24 protein-coding genes are annotated in these 26707 nt (G+C 61.3%); 4 read left to right on the top strand and 20 right to left on the bottom strand.

Translation table 11 applies throughout. The features are described from left to right. Window positions 1–6: 6 nt before the first annotated feature. Both PSH57_RS02285 and hemE read left to right on the top strand, forming a co-directional pair. On the top strand, window positions 7–1425 hold the full coding sequence (locus PSH57_RS02285) for an FAD-dependent oxidoreductase (RefSeq protein ID WP_305387562.1): 1419 nt from the start codon (window positions 7–9) through the stop codon (window positions 1423–1425). A 269-nt stretch (window positions 1426–1694) separates the two neighbouring features. Further along, a complete protein-coding gene (gene hemE, locus PSH57_RS02290) occupies window positions 1695–2759 on the top strand; it encodes a uroporphyrinogen decarboxylase (RefSeq protein WP_305387563.1) in 1065 nt (354 codons plus the stop codon). Between the two features lie 188 nt (window positions 2760–2947). Here the strand turns inward: hemE and PSH57_RS02295 are convergent, their stop codons facing one another. Continuing rightward, complete coding sequence (locus PSH57_RS02295; RefSeq protein WP_422766087.1) at window positions 2948–4201, bottom strand: MFS transporter; 1254 nt, start codon at window positions 4199–4201, stop codon at window positions 2948–2950. Between the two features lie 140 nt (window positions 4202–4341). Here PSH57_RS02295 and PSH57_RS02300 point away from each other — a divergent pair, with 140 nt between their 5' ends. Continuing rightward, window positions 4342–5232 (top strand): LysR family transcriptional regulator, encoded by an 891-nt coding sequence (locus PSH57_RS02300; protein ID WP_305387565.1) that lies wholly within the window; start codon window positions 4342–4344, stop codon window positions 5230–5232. Between the two features lie 169 nt (window positions 5233–5401). Here PSH57_RS02300 and PSH57_RS02305 read toward each other — a convergent pair whose 3' ends face one another. The 3 genes from PSH57_RS02305 to PSH57_RS02315 form a co-directional block, all read right to left on the bottom strand. Further along, a complete protein-coding gene (locus tag PSH57_RS02305) occupies window positions 5402–5944 on the bottom strand; it encodes a hypothetical protein (protein WP_305444820.1) in 543 nt (180 codons plus the stop codon). Between the two features lie 179 nt (window positions 5945–6123). Then, window positions 6124–9246, bottom strand: a complete 3123-nt coding sequence (locus PSH57_RS02310) for a dermonecrotic toxin domain-containing protein (protein WP_305444822.1) — start codon at window positions 9244–9246, stop codon at window positions 6124–6126. Between the two features lie 373 nt (window positions 9247–9619). After that, the gene (locus PSH57_RS02315) at window positions 9620–10597 is read right to left on the bottom strand and encodes an alpha/beta fold hydrolase (RefSeq protein WP_305387569.1); all 978 of its coding nucleotides are present in this window, start codon (window positions 10595–10597) and stop codon (window positions 9620–9622) included. Between the two features lie 503 nt (window positions 10598–11100). On the opposite strand from PSH57_RS02315, the gene PSH57_RS02320 reads away from it, so the two are divergent. After that, window positions 11101–11313: a PAAR domain-containing protein gene (locus tag PSH57_RS02320; protein WP_305387570.1), complete on the top strand. Its 213-nt coding sequence runs from the start codon at window positions 11101–11103 to the stop codon at window positions 11311–11313. 119 nt (window positions 11314–11432) lie between these two features. On the opposite strand, the gene PSH57_RS02325 is transcribed toward PSH57_RS02320, so the two are convergent. The 16 genes from PSH57_RS02325 to PSH57_RS02400 form a co-directional block, all read right to left on the bottom strand. Beyond that, window positions 11433–12659: a beta-ketoacyl-ACP synthase gene (locus PSH57_RS02325; protein ID WP_305387571.1), complete on the bottom strand. Its 1227-nt coding sequence runs from the start codon at window positions 12657–12659 to the stop codon at window positions 11433–11435. After that, window positions 12659–13387 carry a 3-oxoacyl-ACP reductase FabG gene (fabG, locus tag PSH57_RS02330; protein WP_305387572.1) on the bottom strand — a complete coding sequence of 243 codons (729 nt, stop codon included), beginning with the start codon at window positions 13385–13387 and terminating at the stop codon, window positions 12659–12661. The genes PSH57_RS02325 and fabG overlap by 1 nt, the downstream gene beginning before the upstream one ends. Further along, on the bottom strand, window positions 13384–13851 hold the full coding sequence (locus tag PSH57_RS02335; protein ID WP_305387573.1) for a hotdog family protein: 468 nt from the start codon (window positions 13849–13851) through the stop codon (window positions 13384–13386). Before PSH57_RS02335 ends, fabG begins: the two co-directional genes overlap by 4 nt. Then, window positions 13848–15044 (bottom strand): beta-ketoacyl-[acyl-carrier-protein] synthase family protein, encoded by a 1197-nt coding sequence (locus PSH57_RS02340; RefSeq protein ID WP_305387574.1) that lies wholly within the window; start codon window positions 15042–15044, stop codon window positions 13848–13850. The genes PSH57_RS02335 and PSH57_RS02340 overlap by 4 nt, the downstream gene beginning before the upstream one ends. After that, the gene (locus PSH57_RS02345) at window positions 15041–15523 is read right to left on the bottom strand and encodes a DUF3261 domain-containing protein (protein ID WP_305387576.1); all 483 of its coding nucleotides are present in this window, start codon (window positions 15521–15523) and stop codon (window positions 15041–15043) included. The genes PSH57_RS02340 and PSH57_RS02345 overlap by 4 nt, the downstream gene beginning before the upstream one ends. Next, the gene (locus tag PSH57_RS02350; protein WP_305387578.1) at window positions 15520–16248 is read right to left on the bottom strand and encodes a class I SAM-dependent methyltransferase; all 729 of its coding nucleotides are present in this window, start codon (window positions 16246–16248) and stop codon (window positions 15520–15522) included. The genes PSH57_RS02345 and PSH57_RS02350 overlap by 4 nt, the downstream gene beginning before the upstream one ends. A 10-nt stretch (window positions 16249–16258) precedes the next feature. Continuing rightward, window positions 16259–17506: an NAD(P)/FAD-dependent oxidoreductase gene (locus PSH57_RS02355; protein WP_305387580.1), complete on the bottom strand. Its 1248-nt coding sequence runs from the start codon at window positions 17504–17506 to the stop codon at window positions 16259–16261. 23 nt (window positions 17507–17529) lie between these two features. Further along, window positions 17530–19872, bottom strand: a complete 2343-nt coding sequence (locus tag PSH57_RS02360; protein WP_305387581.1) for an MMPL family transporter — start codon at window positions 19870–19872, stop codon at window positions 17530–17532. After that, entirely contained in the window at window positions 19856–20449 is a 594-nt protein-coding gene (locus PSH57_RS02365; protein WP_305387582.1) for an outer membrane lipoprotein carrier protein LolA, read from the bottom strand. Before PSH57_RS02365 ends, PSH57_RS02360 begins: the two co-directional genes overlap by 17 nt. Next, window positions 20446–20871, bottom strand: a complete 426-nt coding sequence (locus PSH57_RS02370; RefSeq protein WP_305387583.1) for an acyl-CoA thioesterase — start codon at window positions 20869–20871, stop codon at window positions 20446–20448. Before PSH57_RS02370 ends, PSH57_RS02365 begins: the two co-directional genes overlap by 4 nt. Further along, complete coding sequence (locus PSH57_RS02375; protein WP_305387585.1) at window positions 20864–22408, bottom strand: HAL/PAL/TAL family ammonia-lyase; 1545 nt, start codon at window positions 22406–22408, stop codon at window positions 20864–20866. Before PSH57_RS02375 ends, PSH57_RS02370 begins: the two co-directional genes overlap by 8 nt. Further along, window positions 22389–23333: an LpxL/LpxP family acyltransferase gene (locus PSH57_RS02380; RefSeq protein ID WP_305387586.1), complete on the bottom strand. Its 945-nt coding sequence runs from the start codon at window positions 23331–23333 to the stop codon at window positions 22389–22391. Before PSH57_RS02380 ends, PSH57_RS02375 begins: the two co-directional genes overlap by 20 nt. Next, window positions 23330–24064 (bottom strand): glycosyltransferase family 2 protein, encoded by a 735-nt coding sequence (locus PSH57_RS02385; protein WP_305387588.1) that lies wholly within the window; start codon window positions 24062–24064, stop codon window positions 23330–23332. The genes PSH57_RS02380 and PSH57_RS02385 overlap by 4 nt, the downstream gene beginning before the upstream one ends. Window positions 24065–24231: 167 nt before the next feature. Further along, entirely contained in the window at window positions 24232–25911 is a 1680-nt protein-coding gene (locus PSH57_RS02390) for an ApeI family dehydratase (RefSeq protein WP_305387589.1), read from the bottom strand. Next, window positions 25908–26453: a COG4648 family protein gene (locus PSH57_RS02395; RefSeq protein WP_305387590.1), complete on the bottom strand. Its 546-nt coding sequence runs from the start codon at window positions 26451–26453 to the stop codon at window positions 25908–25910. The genes PSH57_RS02390 and PSH57_RS02395 overlap by 4 nt, the downstream gene beginning before the upstream one ends. Then, complete coding sequence (locus PSH57_RS02400) at window positions 26450–26704, bottom strand: acyl carrier protein (RefSeq protein ID WP_305387592.1); 255 nt, start codon at window positions 26702–26704, stop codon at window positions 26450–26452. The genes PSH57_RS02395 and PSH57_RS02400 overlap by 4 nt, the downstream gene beginning before the upstream one ends. Window positions 26705–26707: the final 3 nt, after the last annotated feature.

Consider the following 26707-nt stretch of genomic DNA (forward strand, 5'->3'; position numbering starts at 1 on the left):
TTAACAATGGCTGAACGTCTGAGTAATGACTTCCAGTTCATCGATGTCGGGCGCAAGGATCCGAAGAAGAAACTGTTGCGTCAACGCAAGAAAGAGTTCGTGGAAATCTACGAGCCTTTCAAACCCCAGCAGTCGGCCGACCAGGCCCACCGCTGCCTGGGCTGCGGTAACCCGTACTGCGAATGGAAGTGCCCGGTGCACAACTTCATTCCCAACTGGCTGAAGCTGGTGGCCGAGGGCAACATCCTCCAGGCCGCCGAGTTGTCCCACCAGACCAACACCCTGCCGGAAGTCTGCGGCCGGGTGTGCCCGCAGGATCGCCTGTGTGAAGGTGCATGCACCCTCAACGACGGTTTTGGTGCGGTGACCATCGGTTCGGTGGAGAAATACATCACCGACACCGCGTTCGCCATGGGCTGGCGCCCGGACATGTCCAAGGTCAAGCCGACCGGCAAGCGTGTCGCCATCATCGGTGCGGGTCCGGCGGGCCTGGGCTGCGCCGACGTGCTGGTGCGCGGTGGCGTGACCCCGGTGGTGTTCGACAAGAACCCGGAAATCGGCGGCCTGCTGACCTTCGGCATCCCTGAGTTCAAGCTGGAAAAGACCGTGCTGAGCAATCGTCGCGAAGTCTTCACCGGCATGGGCATCGAGTTTCGCCTGAACACCGAAGTGGGCACGGACGTGACCATGGAGCAACTGCTCGAAGAGTACGATGCAGTATTCATGGGCATGGGCACCTACACCTACATGAAGGGCGGCTTTGCCGGTGAGGACCTGCCGGGCGTCTACGACGCGCTGGACTTCCTGATCGCCAACGTCAACCGCAACCTGGGCTTTGAAAAGTCGCCGGAAGATTTCGTCGACATGAAAGGCAAGAAGGTCGTGGTGCTGGGCGGCGGTGACACGGCGATGGACTGCAACCGCACTTCGATTCGCCAGGGCGCCAAGTCGGTGACCTGCGCCTATCGTCGTGACGAAGCCAACATGCCCGGCTCACGCAAAGAAGTGAAGAACGCCAAGGAAGAGGGCGTGAAGTTCCTCTACAACCGTCAGCCCATCGCCATTGTTGGTGAGGACAAGGTCGAAGGCGTGAAGGTGGTCGAGACCCGTCTCGGTGAGCCGGATGCCCGCGGTCGTCGCAGCCCCGAGCCGATCCCGGGTTCTGAAGAGATCATCCCGGCCGATGCCGTGGTCATCGCCTTCGGCTTCCGCCCAAGTCCGGCGCCGTGGTTCGAACAGTTCAGCATCCAGACCGACAGCCAGGGCCGCGTCGTGGCCCCCGAACAGGGCCAGTACAAACACCAGACCAGCAACCCGAAGATCTTCGCCGGCGGCGACATGGTCCGTGGTTCGGACCTGGTGGTGACGGCCATCTTCGAAGGCCGCAATGCCGCTGAAGGCATTCTGGATTACCTGGAGGTCTGATCAGGCCACACAAAAAACCTATGGGGCGAGCTCTGTGGGAGCAAAGCTTGCTCGCGATCCAGGCGCCTCGGTCCCCAAGAGACCGAGGTGTTTTCATCGCGGGCAAGTCTTGCTCCCACAAGAAACTGTCCTCACAGTTGTTTTCGTGGTGTTGCGAACACTGCTTTGCCCCGCGACAAATTGCCCCGATAGATAAAAGGCACGGCTCTTGCCGTGCCTTTTGCGTCGCGCTCTGAGAAAATGCCCGCACTTTTTTTCCGGATGCCGACATGACTGCCCTGAAGAACGACCGTTTCCTCCGTGCCCTGCTCAAGCAACCCGTAGACGTCACCCCAGTGTGGATGATGCGTCAGGCCGGCCGCTACCTGCCGGAATACCGCGCCAGTCGGGCCAAGGCCGGCGACTTCATGAGCCTGTGCATGAATCCCCAGTTCGCCTGCGAAGTCACGATGCAGCCGCTGGATCGCTACCCGCAGCTGGACGCGGCGATTCTGTTTTCCGACATCCTCACCATTCCCGACGCCATGGGCCAGGGTCTGTATTTCGAGACGGGCGAAGGCCCACGCTTCAAGAAAGTCGTCAGCACCCTGGCCGACATCGAAGCCCTGCCGATTCCCGATCCGCAGAAGGACCTGGGCTATGTCATGGACGCGGTCAGCACCATCCGTCGAGAACTCAACGGTCGCGTGCCGCTGATCGGCTTCTCCGGTAGCCCCTGGACCCTGGCCACCTACATGGTCGAAGGCGGCTCGTCGAAAGACTTCCGCAAGACCAAGGCGATGCTCTACGACAACCCGCAAGCCATGCACCTGCTGCTGGACAAGCTGGCCCAGTCGGTGACGTCTTACCTCAACGGGCAGATCCTGGCCGGTGCGCAAGCGGTACAGATTTTCGACACATGGGGCGGCAACCTCTCGGCGGCGGCGTACCAGGAGTTTTCCCTGGCTTACATGCGCAAGATCGTCAGCGGCCTGATCCGCGAACATGAAGGTCGCAAAGTACCGGTGATCCTGTTCACCAAGAACGGCGGTCTGTGGCTGGAAAGCATTGCCGATGCCGGTGCCGACGCCCTGGGCCTGGACTGGACCTGCGACATTGGCAACGCCCGCGCGCGTGTCGGCAGCAAAGTCGCTCTGCAAGGCAACATGGATCCGACGGTGCTTTACGCCAAACCCGAAGCCATCCGTACCGAAGTCGGGCGCATCCTCGCCAGTTATGGCAAGGGCAGCGGTCATGTGTTCAACCTCGGCCATGGCATCACTCCCGAAGTCGACCCGGAACACGCCGGTGCTTTCCTGCGGGCTGTCCATGAGTTGTCGGCGCAATATCACTGATAATCGCACCTGATTGCCCAGCCTGTCCGGACTCGCGTCGGACAGGCTTTTTATTGCCTGTTATTTATCGATCCAGTGTGGAAAAAACGCAGCCTCTTCAGAGGCCTGTGCTCGTTGTTTAATAACCGCAATACGAACCACCAAGCACGGGTGAAACTTTCAAAGGCTTTTTCCCGATGGCGCGATCGCTAAACCTGCACATTGCCCGGTAACAACGGCAATTTCGCCAGTTTCACCGCCACCCCCAACGCGACCACCAACAAACCACCGATAAACAAGCCGACACCGTTCCACCCACCCAGGTGCCAGGCCACGCCGCCGGCCGTCCCCGCCACGCTGGAGCCGGCGTAATAGCTGAACAGATAAAGTGACGAAGCCTGGCCCTTGGCCTTGAGGGCGCGGCGGCCGATCCAACTGCTGGCGACCGAGTGGGCGCCGAAGAAACCGAAGGTGAACACCAGCATGCCCAGGACTACCAGCCACAGCGGGGTGGCCATGGTCAGCACGAGGCCGGCCAGCATCAGCGCGATGGTTGCCCAGAGCATTTTGCGTCGGCCGAGTTTGTCCGCCAATGCGCCGACCTTGGCCGAGCTGTAGATGCCCGACAGGTACACCACCGCCAACAACCCGACAGAGGCCTGATCCAAATGATAAGGCGCAGCCAGCAAGCGGTAGCCGATGTAGTTGAACAGCGTCACGAACGCGCCCATCAATACGAAGGCTTCAAGAAACAGCAGCGGCAACCCGGCGTCGCGAAAGTGCATGGTGAAACCGTTCAGCAGGCTGCGCGGGTGCAGTGAGCGAGGACGGAAATTGCGTGACTCGGGAAGAATCCTCCAGAACACCGCCGCCGCGATCAGCGCCAGGCCACCGATCACCAGCATCGCGGTGTGCCAGCTCACGAAATCAATCAACACCCCGGCGATCAAACGGCCGCTCATACCGCCGATGGCATTGCCGGCAATGTACAAACCCATCGCCAGGCCGATGTGCCTGGGATGGATTTCTTCACCCAGGTAGGTCATCGCGACCGCCGCCACGCCGCTCAACGACAGCCCGACCAAGGCGCGCAGCACCAGTACACCTTGCCAGGTTGGCATCAGCGCACTGGCAATGGTGCACAGCGCCGCGGCAAACAGCGCCGCGACCATCAACGACTTGCGGCCGATGCGATCAGAAATCGGGCCTGTGATCAGCAAGCCGATGGCGAGCAGGCCGGTTGCCACCGACAAGATCAGGCTGCTCTGCGCGGCGTTGATGGAAAACTCTTCGGACAGCAGCGGCATCATAGGCTGCACGCAATACAACAGGGCGAAGGTCGCGAAACCGCCACAGAACAACGCCATCACCGTACGCATGAACAGCGGGGTGCCTTTTTCGATGTAGATGTCGTTCCGTTCGGCGGCAACATTATCGGCGGGAGGCGGGATTTCATGGGCCAGTGGAGCGACAGCAGTTTTCACGGTGGACCTCGCAGGAGCACGACCAGGCAGGCAATGAAAAAAGCATATAGCCGGCTAATGATTCTATCCAATATATTGTTCGACCTGTTTAAGACGTTTTGCGACCTATTGGATTGCCCATGGAATTGCGTCACCTGCGTTACTTCATCGCGGTTGCCGAAGAACTGCATTTCGGCCGTGCCGCGCTGGCCCTAGGCATCTCCCAGCCACCCTTGAGCCAGCAGATCCAGGCGCTGGAGCAGGAGATTGGCGCACGGCTGTTCGAGCGCACCAATCGTCGGGTCGAATTGAGCGAGGCCGGACGGTTGTTCCTTGAAGAAGCGCGGCGGGTATTGGTCCAGGTCGACAAGGCCGCCGACGTCGCCCGGCGCGCCCAACTGGGGGAACTGGGCGAGCTGAAAATCGGCTTCACCTCCTCGGCACCTTTCAACTCCACCATCCCCCAGGCAATTTTTTCATTCCGCCAACGCTTCCCGGCTGTGCATCTGAACCTGCGGGAAATGAGCAGTACCCAAGTGGCCGACGCGCTGGTGGACGAAGTGATCGAGGTGGGCATCATGCGACCGTTGCCGTTGCCCGACTCCTTGACGGAAATCGAACTCAGCCGCGAACCGCTGGTGGCCGTGCTCAGCGCCAAACATCCCCTGGCCCAGGGCAACGAAGAAGGCCTGTTTCTTTCGGCCTTGGCCCAGGAGCCGTTCGTGTTTTTCCCCCGCAGCTACGGCAGCGGCCTCTACGCCCAACTGCTGAACCTGGCCCGTGACGCCGGCTTCAGCCCGCATTTCGCTCAGGAAGCCGGCGAAGCCATGACCATCATCGGTTTGGTGGCGGCGGGGCTGGGTGTCTCGGTATTGCCAGCGTCCTACCAGCGTATACGTATCGACGGGGTGGTCTATCGACCGCTACTTGATCCGGCGGCGGTGTCGGCGGTGTGGCTGGTACAACGCAAGGACCAGCACTCGCCGATGGCGCAGGCGTTTGTGGCGTTGCTGACTGGAAATACCGAGTAGCGGGTTAAGCGGAAAAATGCCTGTGGAAGCGAGCTTGCTCGCGATAGCGGTGTATCAGAAGCACAGATGTTGGATGTACCGACGCCTTCGCGAGCAGGCTCGCTCCCACATTTTGATCAGTGTTGAGCTCCAATTCCCTGGCCGCCGCCAATCCCCTGTGGGAGCGGGCTCAATCCCCCCAGACGGTTGCCGGTTTGTTTACGTGATAGTTATAAAAACCCTGGAGTGTCCATGCATCGCCCTGGCGTTCGAAAGCGGCGCGCCACAATCCTCTGCCACCTCCCGGAACCAGTCGAGCCATGTCGTACCAGTAGTGCTGATTGATTCGCTTTGTTGTCACTCTGCCGGCACGAATGTCATCCATGATTTCCACAACTTTCGCTCTGGCTGTTTCAGGGAAGTTATCGTAGGACATCTGCGCGTCAGCCACTGGGCTGGTATTGACCTTAAATTTGTCGGTTGCAGGCGAAGGAACAGCTGAAGTTGGCGGCGTGGTTGGGGGCCGGGTGCCCGTCACTCTGTTTGCACGGGCCTGCGTCACCACCTCGATGTCGAACGCCTCATAGCGGGACAAGTTTGTCGTGAATTTTGTAATTTCCTCCTCGGTAACAACCATCATTCTGCGCTGTGACTTGCCTTTGTTGGCGATGATGTAAGGGATTTCATGTCGCCTGATTTCGGTCAGTAGCCCGAGTCTGTTTCTACGGCGCATTTCCGTACTGAAGGCATTGATGAATTTTATTCTGTATTCATCTTGGTGGTTCGGGTGAATTAATGTATTTTCTCTTGGCGGCCTCTACATCAGGGCCGCTCCCTGGGAATAGCGGTTCCAGTTCGTCCAGGAGTCTGGCTTGTGCGATATCCAATATTTCGGTGTGGGCGTCTGCAATTTTACGGACGGCGTCTCGCTTTTTTTCCTCGCTCGGGGGTGATCGCCAGAAAGACCGCACCGGTAACATTATCTGGCAATAGGGTGATAGCTGTATTGAACTCACCTTTATGATTGAACAGCTTGTCGCCAAGTATTTCTATCTTGTCAAATATCAGTATTTGTTGGGCGGCTGTCAGGCTGAAGCCATCGGCCCTTGATTCGATGACGTTGGTGGCAGTGTCGACGTGCACCCATATATTGATTTTATGCCTCAAGTTCGCATGTGGAACTACGTGCGTTTGATAGAGGGAGCTTATTTGTGCGCGATAAGTGTCTAAGTCTCGCAGGCCTACATCAGCCATGCTCTCATGAAGTATTCGTACAACCAGTTCATCCGGCATTGAATCAATCAGGTTCTTTACGGTGTTGACCAATTCGACGGAGGGCCTGCGCTGGTCTGCCAAAGCGCCTTCCAGCAATATGTTGCATCTCTTCTGTTGCGGGGTTTCTGGAGACCAACCGATCAGGCTCTGTAAAGCTCCGCCACCCCGCAATCGGTGTCGCGCCTCAACCTGCCATCTGCCGTTTTTCCAGGTCACCGTCCGCTGGTTCGTACGGTTGTTAGGCGCGTAGATAATCCGCTCGCCTCCCTGCACTGCTGATTTGTAGTAATCCTTGCCTATCGTCAGATAACCCTGTCCGTTGGTGTCCCTGTACCGATTGCGGCCTTCGGCGATCAACCCCTTGCTGTCAAATCCTCTGAGGTGAAAAGGCTCCAACTCCGGATCCGGCATGCGGGGCAGGGACGAGAGCGTCGGGCGTGCCTGATGACGCCTTGCGCGAGCCATGATCAAGTCCTGCCCGGCTTCGGCGATGACCTCACCTAGTCCGCTGATAAAGTCACGTATCCACTGGCTGACGTGACCGCCTTCGATATCGATTGCCGTCACCGCCGCCCCTGCGGCTATCGTCGGCAGGATCGCGCGTCCCAGTATCCCGCCCAGCCGGCCCACAGGCGCCATCGACATCGCGCCGGTCAACAGCATGACGCCGTTTCTGCGCCCCTCCCGAGCGGCTGCGCTGTCGCGTTCGGCGTTAGTCACCGTCAACATGTCCGCGGTTTTCATCGCGTGAGTTATTTGCGTTTCATGCAATGCCTGGAGCAGGTTCCCTTCAACCACGGGCGAGGCGATTTTCGTCGCAAAATCGTTCTGTGCCCTGGCCCTCGCCCAGACGAAGGCAGACTGTGTGACTTTTCTTATCTTCTGCTCGAACGTCAGTTTTTCCGAGGCTGGCACCATGCTGGCAAGCTGCACGGCCTGCTCCAGCAGCGGCAGTTGCGAAATGAGCCAGCGGGTCATTTGCGGCGTGGCAGTGAGTGTCTGCGCCAGGGTGGTTTCCAACGTTCGGCCGCTGGCCGCATCCATGTCCCTGAACACCTTGCCGTCCGGTGCCCCCGGTGTGTACAGCGTCAACGACGGGCGGCTCGACACGGTCTTCACCCCAAACGCCAGTATCGACTTCAGCACGCTGTTGCCCCACTGCAGTTGGCGGACCACCACTTCGTGCCCGCTGACCTTGGCGCGCCGATCCGGTGTCGGACTGTCCAGCGCCGCCAGCACCAGGTTCAGTCCGATATTGTCCTTGTCGTGCCTCAGGTCACCCGAGATATGGGCGGTCCACGCCTGGACCCGGATCTGTTTCGCTTTCAGGGCCATCCATTGCGTTTGTGATTCCCGGGCGGCGAGCTGCACATCGGCCGCAAGCCGGGTGCCGATGTCTGCCCGCTCGATGGTTTCTGCAATCTGCGCAAAGCTCAGCGGCCCGACGACGGCAGGGTGAGCGGCGTTGCGTTCGTCCCGGGTCAGGTTGGACATCGCCCACTCGGTCATGGAACGACGGTCATCCATGACGCCTCTCACGCTGCCTTGCGAAACCCCTGACCCGAACGGCGACGCGCCCGTTGGCGCATGCGGGTCAGTCAGTTCTTTTCTGATATTCAGCCACACATCTTCAGGGTCGGCCGGCGGGTATTTCTCCCCGATGAAGCCGGCGAGCAGTCGGCGGGTCCGCTCCCGCAGCGCCTGCGCGGTGGCCAGTGTCACCGGATCCACTGGGGGCGGTGTATCGACCATGCTGTTGTGCAGAGCCTGCGCCGCCTTCCACCATGCCAGGCGGTCATCACCGGTGATGTATGGGAGGTCGTGCAGCCAGTCGTTCAGTTTTTTCAGGTTCAGCCGCAGCTCGCGCTCATCCATGGCGCCCGCCAGGTCCAGCTTATCGCTGATGTCCGCCGCCGCATCCAGCCTGCTTACCCAGACGGCGATTTCCTCTTCGTTAGCCGGGCCGTTCAGCAAGGTATGGCTCACGGCTGTTTTCTGCGACACCCGCAAATCGCTGACTAAACGAGCAAGAAAGTGCTCGGCTATGGGGGTGATGTTCCATTCATTGTCAGCGTCATCGTCGTCCTTCAGGCTGGTCTTCAGTTCCGCGAGGCTGGTGTACACCTCCAGCGGATTACCTGGACGGTACAGCACTGCATCCGCCGAGAGGCTGGCGTTGTCGGGCCGTGTCAGCACGACGGCACCCGGCACCGGTACACTGAACTCCCAGCCTTCTGGAGTAAGGCTCAGGCTGAAAACCCCGGACCTGTTGGGCTCCGCTGCCAGATGGTCTGTCACTGCCTTGTGCATTGCCTGGCTCAGCGTTGTATCCAGCAAATGAAGATCCGCTTGTACCTTAAATTGCGTACCGAGTTCTTCCGCCAGCCAGTCACCGACGTTGCGGCCCTGGGTGAAATCGGCCGGGCGGCTCCAGAAGTCGTCCAACACCCGTGTCAGCAGCCGTTCATAAGACGCGGGCGTGGTGTTCAGCAGCCGCTTGATTTCATACTTTGCCTCACGGCTATTCAGGGCTGCGGGTACTTGGGGGGCGTTGTCTTTCGTCACGATAATCTCCAGGTTGTCGATATCGAGGAAAAACTCACGGGTATTCATCTGACCGGCAACGGCGCGCCAGAAAAGGGTCTCGAGGAAGACAATGTCCGTCACTGTTCGCCGGGACGTTGATCCGTTGGCAGTGCGCTCAGATGGGGGGATGACCTCCTCTTGCAGCGTGCGTACCGACAACGTTTCGACGGCCATGTTGCCCGCCAAGGCGGGGAAGGTTCTTCTGAACCAATAGTCCAGATGTCGCCTCGTGGCCGTTGAGGCCCACATGGAATGGCGCTATTCAAGCCGATCATGTGTTGCTGCGAGGTCGTGAGCCGGCTTGTCAGTGAGGCACTGAGGTCAGTGGCGCTGTCGGCCTGCGGCGTGTTGAAAGAAGGTATGGGTGAGGTGTCTTCCTGCATGTGCTCTTCCTGAGACGTTTTCGGAAGATCAACCTATTGGAGGCAAGCGACGGTAGGGTGGTAGATAGATACCGCACCCAGGCAAGGGAAGCGGTGTACGAAAGCTCGTGGGCGCGCCTCTGTTAAAAAATTCCTCGCCTCGAGGGCTTTTTAGCGCATTGGAATTATTTTCTATTGTGCAAGAAAGCCAGGATAGCCTCACGGGTAGCCTGCGTTTGCTCTTCCAGCACCCAATGCCCGGTATTTTTCAATATCAATGAGTGAGGTTGCGTTGTGATGTGCGTGGCCTGTTCGGCCAGGGTTTTTCCTCTTGAATGGTCCCCGCCGATGGTGAGTAGCGGAGCAGTCAACGTGTTCTTGGAAAATTCCTGATTGTCGTTCGCATCATTTTCTATCCAGGCTGAATAAAGCTTGAATGCAGCTTCCATGCGTCCAGGGCGGGAGTAATCGTTCACCAGCGCCGCCCGCACCTCATCACTGACTTTATTGTTGCCCTCGAATACAAAGTCGTCAAAAAACATATCCAGATAGGTCATTTCCTGTCCTTGGATCAGGCTCATGGCTGTCTTGCCAAAAAAGCGGAAATGCCATTTGCTTGCAATACCGGCTGCAGGATTCCCGTTATAAGCGGTTTCCCACCCAGGGACGCCTGGAATAAACCCATCCATCAAAATGATGTGCTGGGTTTCATTCGGATAAAGTGCCGCGTAGGCATAGGCAATGATCAAGCCCATGTCGTGGCCAACAATATCGACCTGCTTGATGTTCAGGAGGGTTACCAGTTCGTGCAGATCATCCGCCATGCTTCTTTTGTCATAGCCGCCTGTTGAAATATCAGTTTCACCAGCACCGCGATAATCAGGAACGATCGGCGTAAAACCAGCACGCACCAATGGCCCCATCAATGCCTCCCAACTGCGCCAGCTGCCCGGAAACCCATGCACCAGCAATACCGGGCGTTCGCCATTACCGCTCATAAGATAGTGAAGGCGAATGCCGTTCACGTAGGCGTAGGCACGTGTACATGTCACGCCATCAACAACAATGCTGCTGTGTTCCACGGAGGACGATGTGGCTTGGCGTTGAGAAGACACGGCTGTGGTGCCTGACCAAGCTATTGTATTCATCAGTTTCTTATCCATTTTTGAAACCGGATTTAATTTATAAGCATACGAAGTACTGCTCATAAGGCCGAACAGGTTGACCGGACGTTAACTTGTAAGACATCTGAAAATGGAGAGGCGTTTTTTCAGGTGGTTAGAGCCTGAGGGGATCCTGAGTCCCACCGATACTGTCGAAGATGACAGTTCCGACAAACGGCGAAGCCGCTGCTTCGATTGTGATCAGCAGGGCAGCGGCGGATAAAACAGGGTAGGACTGCGTCAGACTCCTCTCGACTGTAGGAAAGCGCGCATTTTCTTTTCCGAAATTTCCTGTTCTCTCCTAATGCCCTTGCTGTTGCCAATAGCAACATCGCGCTGGTCGCCAGCCGCCTGAGCAATGGCGACGAGAGCATTAATACGCTTCAGAGACGTTTTTTGTTCATCGCGCGTGAAGGTGTGCTGATGGCAGAAGATTGCTTGCCCGCCCTCAAACTAGCGGATGTTCACCGCCTGTACTCGAATGAGATGAAGGAGAACATCCAATGAACGTCGGTTACTTCATCAGTCAAGGTGACAAGACCACTTGCGGCGGGAAAGTGCTGGATGGCGATGGCAAGGTCAATATGTTGGGCCTAAAGCACGCCCGCGAAGGTGACCGCGTCTCGTGTGGAAAGAACGGGAAAACCTATCAGATCAGGGGCGGTATTGGGCACATGGTCCGCCATGGCAGGCATATGGCCGGCACCCTGGGATAGCCACAGTACCTGCCCCTGCAAAGCGCGACTGATCCCCTTGGTATTCTGGGTCACCTACAAAAATGCAGACTCCGCTCCCGCAAGCCAGCCGAACCGCTCAACCAGTTTGTGAATCCGATTCAGTGCCAGCGGCGGAAAATCAGCGAAGTGTTGACCCCTCCGAAGGCGAAGTTGTTGTTCATCACGTATTCGTGGCTCATCGGCCGGAATTCGTTGCGCAGGTAATCGAGTTTGCCGCATTGGGGATCAACCTCATCGAGGTTGAAGGTGTGCACGTAGAGGTCGCGGTTCATCATTTCGATGCTGAACCAGGATTCCAGTGCCCCGCAGGCACCCAGGGTGTGACCGAGGAAACTCTTCTGCGAGCTGATGGGCATCTGCTCGCCAAACAGGCTGCTGGTGGCCAGGGTTTCGGCAATGTCGCCTTGTTCGGTGGCGGTGCCGTGGCCGTTGACGTAGCCGATGGCCGAGGGTTTCAGACCAGCATCCTCCAAGGCCAGCTCCATGGCCCGGCGCATGGTGCTCAGTTCGGGGCGAGTGGCGTGCTGACCGTCGGCGTTGCTGCCGAAGCCGACGATTTCGGCATGGATCCGTGCGCCACGGGCCAGGGCGTGTTCCAGTTCTTCAAGCACGAGCATGCCCGCGCCTTCACCGATCACCAGGCCATCGCGGTCCTTGTCATAGGGCCGTGGGCTGGTCTGCGGTGCATCGTTTTTCAGGCTGGTGGCGTACAGCGCATCGAAGACCATCGCTTCGGTGGGGCAGAGTTCTTCCGCGCCTCCGGCAAGCATCAACGGCAGGCGACCGAACTTGATCGCCTCATAGGCATAGCCGATGCCATGGCTGCCGCTGGTGCAGGCGCTGGAGGTGGGAATCAGCCGTCCGGTAAGCCCGAAGAAGATACTGATATTGGCCGCCGTGGTGTGGGGCATCATCCGTACATAGGAGTTGGCGTTCAGCCCTTCGGCCACGCTGTTGAGCAGCATGTTGCCGAACGCCTTGATCTCGTCGGTACTGCCGGTGGACGAACCGCAGGACACGCCCATGCGTCCGTCCTTGATCGACTCATCGCCCAACAGGCCCGCATCGGCCAGGGCCTGTTCCGCGGCGCCGACGGCCAGGCGCGATACCCGGCCCATGCTGCGCAGTTGCTTGCGCGTCCAGTGCGGTGGGACCTGGAAGTCGTCGATAGGCCCGGCCAGGCGGGTGTTCAGTTCGGTGAACCGGTCCCACTCATCCATGCGCCGGATGCCGCTGCGGTTGGCGGCGAAGTTGGCGGCGATGGTCTCCCAGTCGCTGCCTATGGAGGTGATGCCGGCCATGCCGGTGACGACGACGCGCTTCATCAACACAGGCCTCCGTTGACGGCCAGAACCTGCCGGGTGATGTAGCCGGCCTCGGCGGACATCAGGAAATTCACCGCGCCCGCCACTTCTTCCGGGGTACCCATGCGCTGGGCAGGGATCATTTTCATCAGTTCTTCCACGGGCACATTTTCATCGAGCATGGCGGTGTCGATCAGCCCGGGCGCGACGCAATTGACAGTGATCTTGCGCTTGCCCAACTCGATTGCCAACGCCTTTGCCGCGCCGATCAGGCCGGCCTTCGACGCGCTGTAATTGACCTGGCCGCGATTGCCGATCAGCCCCGAAACAGAGGTGATACAAACAATTCGCCCGGCGGCGCGGCGACGAATCATCGGCATCATCACCGGGTGCAGTACGTTGTAGAAACCGTCCAGGTTGGTACGCATCACCACATCCCAGTCGTCCTCGCTCAAGGCCGGGAATGCGCCGTCGCGGGTCAGTCCGGCGTTGAGCACCACGCCGTAGTAGGCGCCGTGGGTTTCAACATCAGCCTCGAGAATGGTTTTGCACGCGCTGCGGTCCGACACGTCGAACTGCAGCACCCGGGCGTTGCGCCCGAGGGCTTGGATTTCGCCCTGGACGGCCTCAACCTCCGCGCGTCCGCTGCGGCAGTGCAGCACGATGTCGTGCCCGGCCTGGGCCAGACGCAGGGCGATGGCACGGCCGATGCCACGGCTGGAGCCGGTGACCAGTACGGATTCAGTCATGGCGTATTTCCTGTTGCGGACGGTTCATGAAGGTAATGCGCTGGCTGAGGTGGCCGGAACACATTCAACCGGGCCGTGGCATGGATACCCGGGGCGTTGATATGGCATTCGAACACGCCCATGCCGTTGTCGTCTTCCAGCGAGCGCAAACCGTGGATAGTCAACTCGGTACCGGCCGGGAAGAATTCGACATTGCATTCGAACTTGCGGGTGCCGAGCAAAAAGCCCAGCGCCACGGCATCACCACGTTGGCGTGCATGGCAACCGGCAAACGCCGCGACACTCTGGGCCATCAGCTCGATGCCGACCCAGGCCGGCAGCCCACCGTCATCGCGGCTGAACAACCCGTCGGGCTTGACGGTGGCGAGGGTATGGATCTGCTCATCATCGAACGCCAGGATGCGGTCGATGAGAATCATGTCGCCGGCATGGGGCAGCAGTTCGGCGAGCGGCCAGTCAATCATGGGGCGTCTCCGATAATCAGGCTGACGTTGTTGCCGCCGAAAGCGAACGAATTGCTCATCAGGCGGCGCGGTGATGTCGGGTTCAGGCGGGTGCTGCTAGTTACCCACTTTAACGCCGGCAGTTCAGAATCGGCCTGGCCGTCCCAGACATGAGGCGGCAAGGCCTGGGCAGCGTTTTGTGTGCTCAGGCTCAACCAGCAGAACGCCGCTTCCAGCGCCCCGGCCGCCCCGAGGGTATGGCCGGTCATGGGCTTGGTCGACGAACAGGGTACTCCCGCTGGAAACAGCCCGGCCACTGCCTGGCTTTCCATGGCATCGTTGTGTTGCGTGGCGGTGCCGTGCAGGTTCAGGTAATCGATCTGGCCGGGTTGCAGGCCGGCACGACGCAAGGCTTTTTCCATGGCCTGGCGAGCGCCGCGACCACTGGGCTCCGGCGCGGAAATATGGTGGGCATCGGAGCTGGCGCCGTCACCCAGCAAGGCAATTGGTGCCGGATGTCCTGGTGTCCTGCTCATGAGAAACAGCACGGCGGCCTCACCGATGTTGATGCCACTGCGGTTGACCGAAAACGGATTACAGCGCTCGCCCGACACCGCTTCCAGCGCCGAAAAACCGTTGAGGGTCAGTTTGCACAGGCTGTCCACGCCACCGCAGAGCACCGCATCGCACAGGCCCACGTCCAGCAGGCGCCGGGCGCTCATCAATGCCCGGGCGCTGGATGTGCAGGCGGTGGATATCACGTAGGACGGGCCGCTCAGATCCAGCCAGTCGGAAAGGAAGTTGGCCGGCGCGCTCAGTTCCTGTTGCTGGTAGTCGTAGCCGTCGGGGAAGTGCTGCTCACGCAGGTAATGGGCAATGCCCTGACTGGCTTCATCGATGCCCGAGGTACTGGTGCCCAGCACGACACCGATGCGAGCGCGACCGTAAGTCTCGATGGCCTGATCGATCTCGTCGCGAATCTGTAGCCCTGCTTCGAGCAGCAACTGATTGTTGCGGCTGCGGTGCGCGATCAAGGATTGCGGTATGCAAGCGAGTTCACCCGGCACCGAGGCCACCGGCAATTTGCGCTCGGCCACCCAGCCATCCTGCACGCGCACGCCGGAGCAGTCGCCGGCAAACAGGTTGCGTGCTACTTCATCTTTACCCCGGCCCAGGGCGCAAACCACCCCGAGGGCATTCAAATAAGCGGTCATGGGGTGCTCTCGGTCAACGGCATGATGCGGTAGTGCGGGCCTTGGGGCAGGCGCAGTTCAAAATCCAGCGGTTGCGTGTAGCGCACTTGCCAGCGTTGGCCCAGGGTGCGTTGCCGAGCCTCTTGCCGGGCGGTGGGGTAGTTGCCCGGCAGTTCGGTTTCGGGCGTCAGGGCAAACAACAGCGCGGCGAAAAGCTCACGGGCTTCGGCGTTGGGTGGCAGCAGTCCGTCGGCTTGCCACTGGCCGTCCACCAGGCGTTGGCGGGCCAGGGGAATACCTAACGGGTCCATCATCGACCAGCGGATGCCGGCGCCTTCGCGCTGGATCACCAGCAGCCAATCCTGACGCTGCCCGGCCAGTTGCCGCTCGATATGCAACTGCAGCGGCAGTGCCAGGGTCGGCGTGCGTTCCGGCAGCGGCGCCTGACTGGCGCAGGCACTGAGCAACAGCAAGCAGCCAAAAAGCAGCGCACGAATCATTCGACAGCCCCTTCAACGGGTTTACGGGCCACTACATTGACCAGGGTTTCCTCCCGTTCGCCAAAGGGTCTGGGGCGGCGCAGGCCGAAGCGTTCGAGAAGGCCGAAATCCTTGGCGCGGCTCCACCACAGATAGGGATACGAGACGTTGGCGGCTTCGAACTGAAAACCCTGACCGCGGATCATCTCCAGGTATTGCGCGGCACTTTTTTGCACGTGCATGGGATGACGGAACAGCCAGCGGATCACCCAGGTATCGATGTAAGCCGCAGTGGACTCCGCGAACATCAGATAGCCGCCGGGCTTGAGCACGCGATAGAACTCGGCGAGGGCTTTTTCCTGTTCCACCAGGTGATGAAAGGTTTGATGGCAGAACAGCAGGTCGACGCTGTCGTCAGGCACCGTCAACGTCGCGCAATCGCTGCCGATCAGTTCCACGGCCATGCCTTGGCGTGCGGCTTCCGCAAGACTCAGGTCCAGGCTGTGAGGGTCGGCGTCGACGCCGATCAGGCGCTGTGGTGCGAACACCTGGCGCAAGTACTGGAACGACTTGCCCTGGCCGCAACCGGCATCCAGCAGCACCGGCGCCACCGGCAACGGGCCGCTGAAAAGGTTGCGCAGGTCATTGATCGCCACCCGCAAGACATGGTGCTGCCAGGTGTGGCTGCGCAGGAACCAGAAGCCGAAACGGGTTTCTTCGACGTAGTTGTCGCTCAGGTAGCTCATGGTTGTTTGCTCATGGCGCCGTGCTCGCACAGATTTCCGAGAGCATGCGCAGGCGTCTTTTGGGTTCGCTGACGAACGGATTGCGCTCATCCCAGGCGTACCCGGCCAGGATCGCACTGATCATGCGGCGAATGTCTGGCGAGCCGTCGGTGTAGAAAATCACGTCCTGGAAGGTGCCGGCGTACCAGCCCTCGACGTAGCAGCGGAAGGTATCGACACCACGTTTGAGTGGCTCGGCGAATTCGCTTTGCCAGTCCACGCGTTCACCTTGCAACTGACGATGCAGCACGCCGGCAGCCATGCTGGCCGAGCGCATGGCGATGGTTACGCCGGAAGAGAACACCGGGTCGAGGAATTCCGCAGCGTTGCCCAGCAGTGCGAACCCAGGGCCATGCAGCGTTTTGACGTTGGCCGAGTAGCCGCCAATGGTCCGCGCCGGGGTGTCCCATACCGCGTTGGTGAGCACGCCGGCCAGGCTTGGCGTTTCGTTGATGAAGCCGCGCAGGCAAGCGTCAAGATCGTCAGTGCGACCGGCGAAATGCTCTGCCGCCGCCACCACACCGACGGAACAGCGCCCGCCGCTGAATGGAATGGTCCAGAACCACACATCGCGCTGGGTCGGATGAGTGGTGATGAGGATTTTTTCGCGGTCGAAGGTGGGGGTATCGATGCAATCTTCGATGTGGGTGAACACCGCCTGGCGTAGCGGGAAGTTCGAGGGTGCCTCAAGGTCCAGCAGGCGTGGCAAGACCCGGCCATAGCCGCTGGCGTCGAGGACGAAATCGGCCTCGACACGGTACTCGCTGCCGTCTTCGCGCTGCACGCCCAGTTGTGGACGGGCAAGTGTGAAGTCGGCACGGGTGATGGCCTGCCCATAACGGATCTCGACACCTTGCAGCGCCGCCTGATCGGCCAGCAGTTTGTCGAAGTCGGCGCGCTGCACCTGGAAGGTGGTGGGCTTGCCTTTGCTGAAGGTGTCGCCGAAATCGAAGGCGCTGTAGCGCTCGCCCCAGGCGAACGCCGCGCCGTTCTTGCGCTGAAACCCGGCGGCATTCACGGCGTCGAGCATGCCGGCCTCTTCGACGAAGTCCAGGCAATGGGACAACAGGCTTTCGCCGATGGAAAACCGTGGGAAGTGCTGGCGCTCAATGACCAGCACATCGTGGCCCTTACGCTTGAGCAGCGCGGCGGCGATGGCGCCGGAGGGGCCTGCGCCGATGACGACGACCTGGCGACGTTCCGTTTCAATAACAGGCATTGGAATTCCTTTAGTATCGGCAATCATCGTGGGACTGGCCCTTGTACAGGCGCGCGGTGTTCTTGACGTCCGACCCACGGCGCCAGCATGAAACTGAACGCCAGCCCCAGGCTGACCGCCAGGCCGAAGTTACTCACCGCCGGCGTGCTGGAAACCGCCAGCAGCCCGAACGACAGCCAGGTGGTGACTGCCGCCAGCAGGGTGCCCAGCAGGCTCACCGCCGCGCCGCCAATCTGTTCACGCATCAGGATCGCGTAATCGACGCCGATGGCGGTGACCAGCAACAGGCCGAACAGGCTGAACAGCGTCAGTGGCTGGCCCAGCCAGCCGAGGCTCGCCAGGCTGCACAGCGCGGCCAACAACGGCAGGGCGACGATGCGAAGGGCGCCGCCGACACCGAAGGGCCAGATCAATAACAGCAGGATGAGCACGCAGGAGGCCAGTTTCAACTCGGCGGCGCTGACCTGCGTGGCGGCAAAGACCCGGTTCAAGTCCCCCAGGCGATCAACCAGTTGTACGCCAGGCAGATCCAGCGTCTGTACTCTGAGCAGCGCTGCATCATTCAAGCCTTGCAGGCTGACCACCGCCGCCACGCCATCCGTCGTCGGACCGAGCCAGAGTGTGCGGTACGGTTCGGCCAGGGGACCGGTCAGCGCGGTATCGATGTCTGTCACCGGCAAGGCCTGCAATTGCGCCAGTTCGGCTTGCAGTGCGGCGACCGGCACACCCAGGTCCAGCAGCGGTTGCCAGAACGCCGGCAGCCGGGTCAGGGCCTCGCGCACTTTCTGTTGTTCGGCGGGCGGGCTGACCAGTTGGTTCAGCGACAGGTAGCCCTCAAGCTTCTCCAGGCCAATCAACTGCTCCAGCCGCTCGTTGAGCACCGTCTGACGTTCCAGCAGGTGTTGCTGGTCATTGGCGCGGATCAGGAAGAACTGGCTGGTGGGTTGGAAACCGGTGATCCGGGCGATGGCCTGGGCTTCGTCGGCCAACCGCTCAGGCGTACCGATCCACTGGCGCATGTCGTTTTTCATGGTCAGTTGCCAGAGGCCGCCGGCGCAGAAGATCAGCAAGAGCCCCAACAAGACCGGTGTACGCACCCGGGCCAGCAATGCTTCGCGCGCCCTGAGCAGGTGTTCGCACAGCCGCAGCGGCCACTGGGCCGGGCGTAAGTCCACGCCCTTGAGCAGCGCCGGCAAGAGGCAAACCGCTGTCAGGTAAGCGCCGATCAAACCGGCGGCGGAAAATATCGCGATCTGGGTCAGGGCCGGGAAAGGCGTCCAGGCCAGAGCCAGGTAGCCGATGCAGGTGGTCGCCAGGCTCAGGCTCAGCCCCGGCAGGGTCAGGCGCAGAGCCGACCAACTGCGCCACGGTGTGAGGCTCCAGCTTTTGGACAGGTAGTGCAGCGGGTAATCCACCGCCACGCCAATCAGGCTGGCCCCCAGCACCAACGTCATGACATGCATGCGTCCGAACAGTGCCACGCAGGCCACCGCGCCGAACAGGATACCCACCAGCACTGGCACGAACGCCAGCCACGCCCGCAAGCGTCCGAAGGCCAGCAACAGCAACAGCAAAATGCCGAGCGTCGCCCCACCGCCCACCCAGGTGATTTCCCGCGAAGCCTGTTGTTGAGCGCTGGCGGCGTACAGCAGCCCACTGGCCGCCAGCAGATGCCCGTGTGCCTGTTCCGTCTGCTCACGGCTGCGTTGCAGCAGATCGGCCACTTGCAGCGGCAGGTTCATGTCGAAGGCGTTGCCATGGGTGCGGGCTCGTAGCAGCACCCAGTTTTTGCCGTCGGCTTCAGCGATCAGCGCGCCGCTGCTCACGTCCAGTTGTATCGCACCGCGTTGCGGCTGGCTGCTCTGGATGCGCCCGGTCAGGCCCAGCCAGTCGTCCTGGCTCGGCACCAGGCTGAAGCCGCTGAACGGGTCGAAGAGCGCCTGTACCCGTTGCTGGATGAAGGCCTGGGGCTGATCGATCAGTTGTTGCCGGTCCGCTGCCGAGAGCATTGCCAGCCGGCCCTTGAGCAATTGCGTGCGCAAGGCCGGCAGGTCGGCCTGCAACGTCCACTGGACCTTGTCGAACAAACCACTGGCCAGCCACTGCTCACCAAGGGTTTGCGCCAGGGCGATGGCGTGCTGGCGGTCGGTGTGCCCGACCAGTAGCAGCACCTCGCGGTTGAGGGGTTCTTGCATGCGTTGTTCGGCGATGAGCTCAAGCGCATCAGGAGCGGTGCCCGGCACCAGTTCCATGAGGTTGGCCGACAGGGGCGCGCCATTGCGCCACTGCCAACCGGCCAGCGCCAGCACTGCCAGCAACAGGATCAGGAACAGTCGCGGCAGACTGCGTTCACTCGGCAAAGTCATGTTGCTCCGCTTTGCTCAAGGCCTTCGCGCTGGTGCTGTCCTGCATGCGCAGCACGGTACGGTCACCCTGGGTTTCCAGCAGTTCGATACGCTGCACCAGTTCGCCGCCATCGATGTTGATCTGGTCGAAGATTTGTTTGAGCAGCACCGAGCGCGGGGTCAGGGTCAGCTTCCACTGCTGCGGTTGGCCCGACAGACTGAGGTCGAAGTCCCGTTGCAGGCCACTGCTGTCGCCCTGTAGCACCGCAAGGAACAAACGATTCTGCTCGGCGCCGGCACTCTTGTTTGGCAGTGTCTGCCAAGTGTCGCCATCGCGCCGGGCGATTCCCTGGGGGGTGATGCGGTAATCCTGTTGCAGCGGGGTTTGCAGCAGCCACAGCAGGCCGTGGTTCTTCGCCAGCACGAAACGGCCCTTGCTGGTGAGGGGCTGGGGCAGGGCGCGCAAGTGTTTTTCCTGGATGAACTGGCCGTGGATCACGTCCGGGCGGGCCAGTTGTTCGCTCAACTGTTGCAAGTCGAACGCCTGGACAAAGGGCGACAGGCCCCACAGCAGCAGCCAGATGAACAGGCGCTTCACGGTAGTTTCCTTTCGACGGCTTGGACAAAGACCCGCGGCGAGGCCAGCAGCATCTCGCGACTGGCGACGTCCACCGCCACTTGCACCGAGCTGGCGCGGGTCAGGCGTTCGCCGGTGGCGGCGTCGCTGATCAGGTAATTGATCTTCAAACGGTTTTCCCATTCCACCAGGCTGGCGCGCACAGTCAGTGTCTGACCGAACACGGCGCTGCGCACGTAGCGCAGTTGCAGGTCGATCACCGGCCACGCATGGCCGGAGGCGAGCATGTCGTTGTAGTTATGGCCGATCAGGTCGAGCAAGGCGCAGCGGGCCACTTCCAGGTACTTGACGTAGTGACCGTGCCAGACCACGTTCATCGAATCGACATCGAAAAACGGCACCACGATCTGCGTTTCAACGTGTAATACCCCCTGGCTACGCATGCAGCCTCCAGTGTTGCTCGGCGATGCGTTGCAAGCACAGGCGCAATTCGCCTTCCAGAGCGCGGTCTTCGATGACCGGCGGGAAATCCACGGCCAGTTGTTTGTGCATGTCGGCCAGGGCTGGCGGCAGCGGTCGGGCATCTTCGGCACGGCTGCGCAGCCACACGCCCTGGTTGGCGGCCAGCAGTGTCGCGGCGGCGACTTGTTCGGTCAGTTCCAGCACGCGGATCGCATCCCGGGCAGCGATGGTGCCCATGCTCACTTTGTCCTGGTTGTGGCATTCGGTGGAGCGCGAGAACACGCTGGCCGGCATGGTGTTTTTCAAGGCTTCGGCGGTCCAGGCGCTGGTGCCGATCTGCACCGCCTTGAAGCCATGGTTGAGCATCGCTCGCTCGGCGCTGGCGCCGGACAGGTTGCTCGGCAGGCCGTGGTTGTAGCGTTCGTCCACCAATAGCGCGAGCTGGCGGTCCAGCAGATCGGCGACGTTGGCCACCAGGTTCTTGAGGCTGTCCATGGCAAAGGCGATATGCCCGCCGTAGAAATGGCCGCCGTGCAGTACGCGCTCGGCTTCGGCGTCGATGATCGGGTTGTCGTTGGCGCTGTTGAGCTCGATTTCGATGAACGAGCGCAACCAGTTCAGGCTGTCGGCCAGCACGCCGAGCACGTGGGGGGCGCAGCGCAGCGAGTAGCGATCCTGCAGGCGATGCAGCGGTGCGGTCGGGGCGTCGATCGCCAGGTCCTTGCGCAGCCACGCGGCCACTTGCATCTGCCCCGGATGCGGCTTGGCGGCGAACAGGCGCTCGTCGAAGTGTTCCGGGTTGCCTTGCAGCGCGACCACGTTCAGCGCGGTGATGCGGGTCGCCAGTTGCAACAGATAGTCGGCCCGGGCGAAGGCCAGGCAGGCCAGGCCGGTCATCACGGCGGTGCCGTTCATCAGCGCGAGGGCTTCCTTGGGGCGCAGCACCAGCGCCGTCCAGCCCAGCTCGCGATGCACATCGGCGGCCAGCCGACGCTCGCCACGGAACATGACTTCCCGTTCGCCGGACAGTGTGGCGGCGACGTAGGACAGTGGCGTCAGGTCCCCGCTGGCGCCCACCGAGCCTTCTTCCGGAATCAACGGCAGGATGTCATGTTCGAGAAAAGCCTGGAGCCGCTCCAGCAGTTCCACGCGCACCCCGGACACGCCGTGGCACAGTGACTGCAAACGCGCGGCCAGCACGGCGCGGGTGGCCTGCGGGTCCAGCAGTTTGCCCAGGCCGCAACCGTGGAACGTATACAAGTGACGTGGCAGGGCCTCGACGTGATGCAACGGCACGGCCACCACGCAGGAGTCGCCATAGCCGGTGGTCACGCCGTAGATCACGCCTTCCTTGGTCAGCAACGAGTCGAGGAATTGCGCACCCTTGGCGATGCGCTGGCGGAATGCCGGGTCATCCTGCAACCGCGTCTGCGCCTGACGGTTGGCCAGGGCCAGCACGTCTTCGATGCGCAAGGGGCGTTCGCCGAAGGTTACCGGCTCAAGAGTGGGCATCGTCATCGGTTTTCCAGAAAGGGTAAAAGTTGAACCACTGTTGCGGCGCCTGCAGGCAATAATGCGCCAGGCGCTGGGCGTAGAGGCCGGCCCAATGGGCGATGACCTGCTCGCGGTCGCTGCGTTTCCACACCACGGCCTCGGCGAAGGGTTCGAGGGTGACTCGATAGCGTCCCTCGTGCTTGAGGCACATCAGCAGGTTGATCGGGCATTTCAACAGCCCGGCCAGCAGCCAGGGCCCTTGGGGGAAAGCCGCCGGGCGACCCATGAAGTCCACGGTCACGCTACGTCCGCCGTGCAGCGGTATGCGGTCGCCGGCTATCGCCAGCCACTCGCCGCGCTCCAGGCGTTCGCTCAGTTGCAGCATGATCACCGGGTCCAGCTCGCTGACCTGGATCAGTCGCAGATGCGTGGCGCCGGCCTCCCCCAGCAAACGATTGAACTGTTCGGCGTGCTTGGTGTGCACCAGCACGTTCATGGTCACTTTCTCACCCAGCTCGGCCAGGGCCCGGCACATTTCCAGGTTGCCCAGGTGCGCGCCTACCAGCATCTGCCCACGGCTGTCGCGCAGATGATTGCGCAGCAATGCCGGATCGACGATTTCGATCTGTTCCAGGCTCAGCTTGCCGTTCCAGACGTCGAGCTTGTCCAACAGGGAGTCGGCAAACGCCATGAACTGCCCGAACACCCGCCAATGGCTTGGGCGCAGCTCGGTGCGGCCGCTCCAGTCGGCCAGGCGCTGTTGATATTGCCAGGCTGCCTGCCGGGCGCTGCGGCCGAAAATGAAGAAGTACAGGACGATGCCGTACAGCAACGGGCTTAGTAAGCGACGGCCCAACACCTTGGCGGCGAACGCGGTGAGCTTCATCAGCCAGAAACTGCCGCGCTCCTGGCGGTCGGCCCAGTGCTGCTTGTCTGTCTCAAGGCTCATGTTCGCCACCGTCGCCAGAGAATCAGGGGAGAGCGCACCAGCATGCCGAAGAACAACCGGGTGTGCATGCTGGAAATCAGCACGTTGTCGTGGAACAGGCGGAAGTGCGAAACCCCGTCCAAGGGGTAGTGAACCCGGGTACGCAACCAGCGCATCGGCTGATTGCGCCAGGCCAGGCGTACCAGGATGTCGGAGTCGAAATCCATGCGCTTGCCAATGTTCGCCGAATCGATCAGCGTCAGTACCGGTGGCAAGGGGTAGACCCGAAAGCCGCACATGGAGTCGCGGATTTGCAGGGACAGGCTGTTGATCCAGACCATGACATGCGTCAGGTAGCGTGCATACAAGCGGCCTTTGGGCACGCTCTCATCGTATTGCGGATAACCGCAGATCACCGCATCCGGGTGAGTACGGGATTGCTCGATGAAGGTTTTCACGTCGCCCAGATCGTGTTGCCCGTCGGCATCGACCTGCAAGGCATGGCTGAAGCCCAGGCGCGAAGCCTCGCGCAGACCGGACATCACAGCGCCACCCTTGCCTTGATTGACCGCCAGCCTGACCAGATGAACCCGCTCGCCGTCGGCCAGCCGCTCCAGTACCGCCGCGCAGACCGGGCTACTGGCGTCGTCCACCAGCACGCAGGGCAGGCCGTTGGCGAGCAGGGACTGCACCACGGCCGCAATGGCGGTTTCGTGGTTGTAGACCGGGATGACGGCGCAGGGGTTATGCATAATTTTCGTCCTGCCCCATTCCATTGTGGCGAGGGGGTTTATCCCCGCTGGGTTGCGCAGCAACCCCAAATTCTGTGCAACGACGCAGACTGATGGCGAGCGCTTCGCACTCGAGCGGGGCGGTGCGACGGTTCGCTAAATCCCCTCGCCACAGGGGGGCGGTGCAATCAGTCATTGGCCACCCCCAGGACAATCCGCCCGCTGGAACAGGCCGCCGTGTCATTGCGATAAGCGAAGTACAGCTTGCCGCGCTCGCGGTCGAAGCGCAGGTGCAGCTGGATTTCATCGCCGGGGCGCACCAGTTGCTGGAATTTCAGCACTTCCATGCCAACAAACCGCGGCGGCAAGTCCATCAGTTGTCGGCCCAGGCTCAAGGCCCAATCGACCTGTACCACACCGGGCAGTACCGGTGCGGTGGGAAAGTGGCCGCTGAAATAAGCCAGGTCTGGAGGCACCACCAGTTGCAGGCTCCATTGTCCGTCGGTTTCGATTTGTTCGAGCACTTGCGGGGCTTTGGGGCGCGCAGCCATCAGCAGGGCTTCGACCGCGGCCTGGGGCAGTTTGCCTTGGGCGTTGAGCGGCAACTGCCGCAGCCAGCGCCAGCGCCGAGGCAAGGCGAGCGTTTCGCAGTGCTCGCTCAAGTGACGACGCAAGGTGTCGGTCACGGCGCGTCGGCCCAGGTTGCGCAAGGCGTGCAGGCCGCTTTCGCTCAGCACCAGCAGCGCCCCGAGGGAGGCGCGATTTTCCTGGACCACCCCTAGCCGTGCTTCGCTGACCCAGTCGTGGGCCATCAACGCCTGTTCCAGCATGGGCAGTGAAATGCGTTTTTCTTCAAGCTTGACGATGCGGTCCAGTCGTCCGAGCAGTTCAAAGCGTCCATCCTCGGCGATCCGTGCCGCGTCGGCGGTGTGTTCCACGTGGTCGACCGGCAGATAGGGCGAGGTGACCAGCAACGCGCCGTCGCTGTCCTGGCTCAGCTTTACGTCGGCAAACGGCTGCCATAATCCGCCGCCCTGACGCCAGGCGATGCCGCCGGTTTCCGAGCTGCCAAAGATCTCCGTCGGCCATTGCCCCAGTCGCTGGTGCAGGCTTTGGGCAGCCTCGGTCGGCAAGGCTCCACCGGAGGAAAATACCTGGCGTACACAGCTTAATGCTGGCCAGTCGAGGTTATTGCCCATGCGCTTGAGCAAGGCCGGGCTGGCGACCCAGGCAAAAGCCGGGTACGGGCGGCTGGCGCGTTGCAGGTCTTCGGGAAAAGCCAGTTGCCGGCGTACGAATGTACGCCCGGCGCACAGCGGCCACAGCACCCGGAACAGCAGGCCGTAGATATGCTGGGTGGCAACGCTGCCGATCATGCAGGCCGGGCCCAGGCCGGCGCCCCACAATTGCTCCAAAGCCTGGACTTCGTTACTCAACTGACGCAGGGTTTTCTCGATGCGCTTGGGCTCGCCGCTTGACCCGGAGGTGCACAGGCTCAGTTTGCACTGGTCGAGGTCCAGTTCAGCAGCCTCCAGGGGGGCTTGTCGCAGGTCATCGGGACGGATGTCCGTGGGCTCATCGGTCAACCACAGGTCAACGTCCGACGACCAGCGCTGGCGGGTCTGGGTCTGCAGGTCGGCCGGGAGCAGGACGCTGGCCCCGGCACGCCAGGCGCCGAGCAGGGCCACCGCCAGGTCGGCGGCATCTTCCAGATGCACCGCCACCCGCCGTACGCCTCGAGTCTGCAGACCGGCGGCCAGGCTCAGCGCCGCGTCTCGCAGCTGCGAGTGGCTCAGGGCCGGGTCGACGGCCACAGCACGTTCCGGCTGGGCGCTGAGCAATATCTGCTCAAGTGTTATCCAATTCATGGGCGGCCTCTTACCCGTTGTCGTATGAGCCATTCAATGGCAAACAGCAGCCCCATCAATCCGTAGGAAATCAGGCCGGTGTACAACATCCACCAGCTCAGCGGCGCCCAGAGGGTCAGGGCGGCGGCGAGCAAGCCGTTACACAGGAAAAATACACTCCAGGCCACCGTGACCTGGCGGGTATACACCACCGCTTTGGCCGGTAGCTGCGGTTCGCGCAGACGAGCCAGGCGTTCGACCATCGGTGGACCGTATTTCAGGCTCAGGGCGAACAGCCCAAGCATGAAGGCGCTGATCAGCACCGGATACCAGCGCAGCAGGAGCGGGCTGTCGAACAGCGCGAGTAAGACGCTGAACACAATCGCCGTAGCCGCCATCCAGCGGCTGCCGGGCCCGCCTTTGCCGAGCAAGGCCCGGGCCAGCCACAGGCTACCCAGCAGCAGGCCGAACTGCCACGGGGCGAAATGCTCCATGCCGAAATACACCGCAAAGGGGTACAGCAGGCCCACTAACAGCAGGCCGAGGCCAATCAGCCGAGTCATGCGGCCGGTTGAACCAGTCGATAGACCGCCTCGACCACGTCCTTGACGGTGCGTACCGACTTGAATTCTTCGGCGGCGATTTTCTTGCCGGTCTGGCGCTTGATGTGGTCGATCAGGTCGACCGCGTCGATGCTGTCGATTTCCAGGTCCTGGTACAGGTTCGACTCCAGCGTCACGCGCTCAGGGTCCAGTTCGAAAAGCTCGACCAAGGCATCGCGCAGGGTGTTGAAAATGTCGTCACGAGTTTGCATGGT

Source organism: Pseudomonas hefeiensis (genome assembly GCF_030687835.1).
GTDB classification, from domain to species: Bacteria; Pseudomonadota; Gammaproteobacteria; order Pseudomonadales; family Pseudomonadaceae; genus Aquipseudomonas; species Aquipseudomonas hefeiensis.

Bases quoted from the DNA above. Each gene is read 5' to 3' on its own strand.
- PSH57_RS02285 (WP_305387562.1), top strand. From the start codon at position 7: ATGGCTGAACGTCTGAGTAATGACTTCCAGTTCATCGATGTCGGGCGC.
- hemE (WP_305387563.1), top strand. From the start codon at position 1,695: ATGACTGCCCTGAAGAACGACCGTTTCCTCCGTGCCCTGCTCAAGCAA.
- PSH57_RS02300 (WP_305387565.1), top strand. From the start codon at position 4,342: ATGGAATTGCGTCACCTGCGTTACTTCATCGCGGTTGCCGAAGAACTG.
- PSH57_RS02305 (WP_305444820.1), bottom strand. From the start codon at position 5,944: ATGCGCCGTAGAAACAGACTCGGGCTACTGACCGAAATCAGGCGACAT.
- PSH57_RS02310 (WP_305444822.1), bottom strand. From the start codon at position 9,246: ATGGCCGTCGAAACGTTGTCGGTACGCACGCTGCAAGAGGAGGTCATC.
- PSH57_RS02315 (WP_305387569.1), bottom strand. From the start codon at position 10,597: ATGGATAAGAAACTGATGAATACAATAGCTTGGTCAGGCACCACAGCC.
- PSH57_RS02320 (WP_305387570.1), top strand. From the start codon at position 11,101: ATGAACGTCGGTTACTTCATCAGTCAAGGTGACAAGACCACTTGCGGC.
- PSH57_RS02325 (WP_305387571.1), bottom strand. From the start codon at position 12,659: ATGAAGCGCGTCGTCGTCACCGGCATGGCCGGCATCACCTCCATAGGC.
- fabG (WP_305387572.1), bottom strand. From the start codon at position 13,387: ATGACTGAATCCGTACTGGTCACCGGCTCCAGCCGTGGCATCGGCCGT.
- PSH57_RS02335 (WP_305387573.1), bottom strand. From the start codon at position 13,851: ATGATTGACTGGCCGCTCGCCGAACTGCTGCCCCATGCCGGCGACATG.
- PSH57_RS02340 (WP_305387574.1), bottom strand. From the start codon at position 15,044: ATGACCGCTTATTTGAATGCCCTCGGGGTGGTTTGCGCCCTGGGCCGG.
- PSH57_RS02345 (WP_305387576.1), bottom strand. From the start codon at position 15,523: ATGATTCGTGCGCTGCTTTTTGGCTGCTTGCTGTTGCTCAGTGCCTGC.
- PSH57_RS02350 (WP_305387578.1), bottom strand. From the start codon at position 16,248: ATGAGCTACCTGAGCGACAACTACGTCGAAGAAACCCGTTTCGGCTTC.
- PSH57_RS02355 (WP_305387580.1), bottom strand. From the start codon at position 17,506: ATGCCTGTTATTGAAACGGAACGTCGCCAGGTCGTCGTCATCGGCGCA.
- PSH57_RS02360 (WP_305387581.1), bottom strand. From the start codon at position 19,872: ATGACTTTGCCGAGTGAACGCAGTCTGCCGCGACTGTTCCTGATCCTG.
- PSH57_RS02370 (WP_305387583.1), bottom strand. From the start codon at position 20,871: ATGCGTAGCCAGGGGGTATTACACGTTGAAACGCAGATCGTGGTGCCG.
- PSH57_RS02375 (WP_305387585.1), bottom strand. From the start codon at position 22,408: ATGACGATGCCCACTCTTGAGCCGGTAACCTTCGGCGAACGCCCCTTG.
- PSH57_RS02380 (WP_305387586.1), bottom strand. From the start codon at position 23,333: ATGAGCCTTGAGACAGACAAGCAGCACTGGGCCGACCGCCAGGAGCGC.
- PSH57_RS02385 (WP_305387588.1), bottom strand. From the start codon at position 24,064: ATGCATAACCCCTGCGCCGTCATCCCGGTCTACAACCACGAAACCGCC.
- PSH57_RS02390 (WP_305387589.1), bottom strand. From the start codon at position 25,911: ATGAATTGGATAACACTTGAGCAGATATTGCTCAGCGCCCAGCCGGAA.
- PSH57_RS02395 (WP_305387590.1), bottom strand. From the start codon at position 26,453: ATGACTCGGCTGATTGGCCTCGGCCTGCTGTTAGTGGGCCTGCTGTAC.
- PSH57_RS02400 (WP_305387592.1), bottom strand. From the start codon at position 26,704: ATGCAAACTCGTGACGACATTTTCAACACCCTGCGCGATGCCTTGGTC.